The organism is Rhodococcus ruitaii (assembly GCF_055230935.1).
In genome coordinates this window covers 1-3,260 of sequence record NZ_JBUYWC010000037.1, presented here as the reverse complement: position 1 = coordinate 3,260, position 3,260 = coordinate 1, and the positions used below count along the sequence as shown (strand labels likewise).

Sequence of the window (3,260 nt, the reverse complement as noted above, 5' to 3'; positions counted from 1 at the left end):
ACTCATCAAGCTCCCGATACGACAACGACCGCCCACCAGCAACCACCGCCACCGCATCACCACACGACTCCACCGCAGACACCAACAACTGCGGCAACACCACACCCCGAGACCGCCCACCACGACGCTCACCGCGGGCGGGGCGCTCGGCTCGGGGGCCCCGAGGAGCACGTGCCGGCCGGGCGGCGCGGCCGCCGCTGCGATCGTGTGCCGGGCGCTCGGCGCTCGATTCCGGTACCGTCTGCTGCGGGTCGTTCGACTGCGGGGCATTCATCGGAGTAACCCCATCCGAGCCGCCGTCATGTCGTGAACGCATGTAAAAGCCCACACCCTTCGCTTTCAGTACCTCTGAGCTCGCCAGATACGAACCGAGCCAGCATAGTCATCCGGATCGGCGAGCATTCCTTACCCATTAGTAACCTATTGGTTTGATCTCTTCGGGCAGCTTCGACGTTACCGTCGAGCGAACTCGCCTTCTGCAAGCGAACGAGCGTGGGGCCGCCTCTCGGCGGCCCCACCGGCATCAGTGCTGGTCAGAAACTACATACACGTGATGTGCACTCTGCCACTCGGTGAGCACCCCGGCCGGAGCCTCGTCGACGACCACGACCACCGCGAGGTCTTCGAGCCCGGGTTCGAGTGTCTCCAGCGACGACGCCGGCAGATGAGCATGGGTGACCCATTCGTTGTAGAGGACACCGTCGAGCTCCTCGCCGTCCACGACACCCTCGGGTACGAGCACAACGACGGCCCCGGTCGCGGTGACGACCAACTGCTCGAGCGCCAGTGCCTCCGCACCCGCCCCGTCGATCCCTGCGCGCGCAACCGCGACACTCCGGGATTCATAGGTCATCGAGTACCGATCCCGCAGGGCTCCGAGGAGGTCGACCAGCGCCGCGTTGGACACCGTGCGCGACTCGAGGACCATCGCTGGATCCGACGGCTCGACCGGGCGCACACGATCGGCGTAGGTGACCGGATCCGACGGCATCGCTGCAATATCTCCCGCGACGTCCTGGGTGTCGACCACCAGCCAGTTCCCCTCCGGCTCGCCGGCTGCCACGGCGGCAACCGTCAGGCCCAGCACCGCGCCCGACGGCAGCGGTGTGGTCCAGCGCGCGTGATCGAGGATCGCGAGGGCTGCGCCGGTCTTCGCCACCGCCCACTGCGCGACCACAGAATGCACCGACCTCGGCATCGCGATCGCGACGACGTCGCCGGTGCCGAGACCGCGTGCGATGAGCACTCGTGCAAGCTGCGACGACCGCTCGTCGAGTTCCCGGTAGGAGATCTCGATTCCGTCCTCGCCGGTGGCCCCGTCCGCCGGTACGGCCAGAGCCGGTGCGGACGGGTCCTCCTCGATGACCTCTCCGAGAACGGTGGCCAGCGTGCGCGCCGCCGATGCCGTGACCGGGGCTGCCGGACCCGACTCCTCGACGATGCGCGCCGCCTCCTCGGAACCGAGGAGATCGATGTCGCCCACCGGGGAATCCGGGGCGGCGACGAACGCATCGAGCACTCGAACGAACTGCTCGGAGATCCGCGCGATAGCGGCGGCGTCGAAGAAGCGCTCGAGGTACTTGAACGTGAAATCGATCGCGGTGTCGGCGACGGTGAGCAGTGTGATCGGGTAGTGCGTCGCGTCCTTGACCCCCACGCCGGTGATCGTCATACCGTCGATCGAGCCCGCAGCATCGGACAACGCTTCGCGGTCGATCGGATAGGACTCGAACACCAGCAGCGAATCGAATCCGATGGGTGCGCCGGCGCGCTGCTCGATGTCGGACAGCCCGACGTAGTGGTGATCGAGCAATCCGGCCTGCTCCCCCTGGAGTCGGGTGAGCAGAGCCGACACCGACTCAGCGGGGTCGGCGTTCACGCGCACGGGGAGCGTGTTGATGAACAGGCCCACCATCGACTCCACGCCGGGCAGGTCGGCGGGGCGCCCGGAGACGGTTGCCCCGAACACGACGTCGTTCCGCCCGGTCAGCCTGCCTGCGAGTACCGCCCACGCCGCCTGAACGAGCGTGTTGACCGTGACGCCGAGTTGGCCGGAGAGTGCGGTCAATCGTGCGGTGCGGTCGGTGTCGTACAGCACCGACACCTTGGCGATCGTGTCGTTGTCCGCGTCGCGGACACCCGGCGCGAGGATCGTCGGCTCCTCGAGCCCGCGCAGGGTCTCTGCCCATGCATCGAGGGAGGCGTCGCGATTCTGCTCCGACAGCCACGACAGGAAGTTCCGGTACGAACGGACACGCGGTAGCAGTGACTGATCCCCGCGCAACACGTACAGGGCCATCAGGTCCTGCATCAGCAGCGGCATCGACCAGCCGTCGAGCAAGATGTGATGGCTCGTGACCGCGAGATGATACCGGGTGTCGGCCTCCCGCACGAGCAAGAACCGCATCAACGGAGCAGTCTCCATGTCGAACCGGCGGGCCTGCTCGGCTGCAAGGATCTCCGATAGTTCCGCCTCGCGACGGTCTTCCGGCACACCCCTGAGATCGACCTCGTTCCAAGGAAGTTCGACCTTGTCGAGCACCAGCTGCACCGAGTCACCCTCATCGTTCGTGACGAACGCGGTGCGCAGGTTCGGGTACCTGTCGAGCAGTGCCTGGCCGGCACTGCGCAGACGCTCGGCGTCGACGGCGCCCTCGAGGTCCAGCACGGCCTGCATCGTGTACACGTCGACGTGGCTCTCATCGGTCATCGACGCGTGGAACAACAGACCGGACTGCAGCGGCGAGAGCGGCCACACGTCGCCGAGCGGTGAGTAGCGGCGCTCCCAGCGTTCGATCTCGGTCTGATCGAGTTCGACCAGGGGCAGATCCGACGGGGTGAGGCCACCAGCATCCGATCCTGCCGCATACTGTGCGAGGGCACTCAGTGCCGCAATCCAGTGCTGCGTGAACTCGTCGACGTCGTCGCGGTCGAGCAGCCCCTCCGGGAACGCGATGTTCGCGCCCAGTTGCGGACCGTCCGGCCCATCGCTCACCACAGCGTTGATATCGATCGCGGCATTCGCCGGCATGTCGGCATCCTGGACCACGTCGAGGGCGCCGAGGGCGTCCGTCGGCGCCCACCCGATCGCCGCCAACTCCTCCGGCACATCCGCACCCGACACACGACCCAAATAGTTGAAACTGATCTGCGGCGACTTCGCCACCGCCGCCAACCGCACCGACGACTCCCCACCCAAGTACCGCAACAGACCGAAGCCCATGCCCTTGTCCGGAATCGCCAGCAACTGCTCCTTCACA

2 protein-coding genes are annotated in these 3,260 nt (G+C 66.7%); both read right to left on the bottom strand.

Going from position 1 to position 3,260, the window contains the following annotated elements:
- On the bottom strand, positions 1 to 274 hold a 274-nt coding region (locus ACZI8W_RS26065; protein WP_463371435.1), incomplete at its 3' end, for a hypothetical protein.
- A 249-nt stretch (positions 275 to 523) separates the two neighbouring features.
- On the bottom strand, positions 524 to 3,260 hold a 2,737-nt coding region (locus tag ACZI8W_RS26060; protein WP_463371434.1), incomplete at its 5' end, for a condensation domain-containing protein.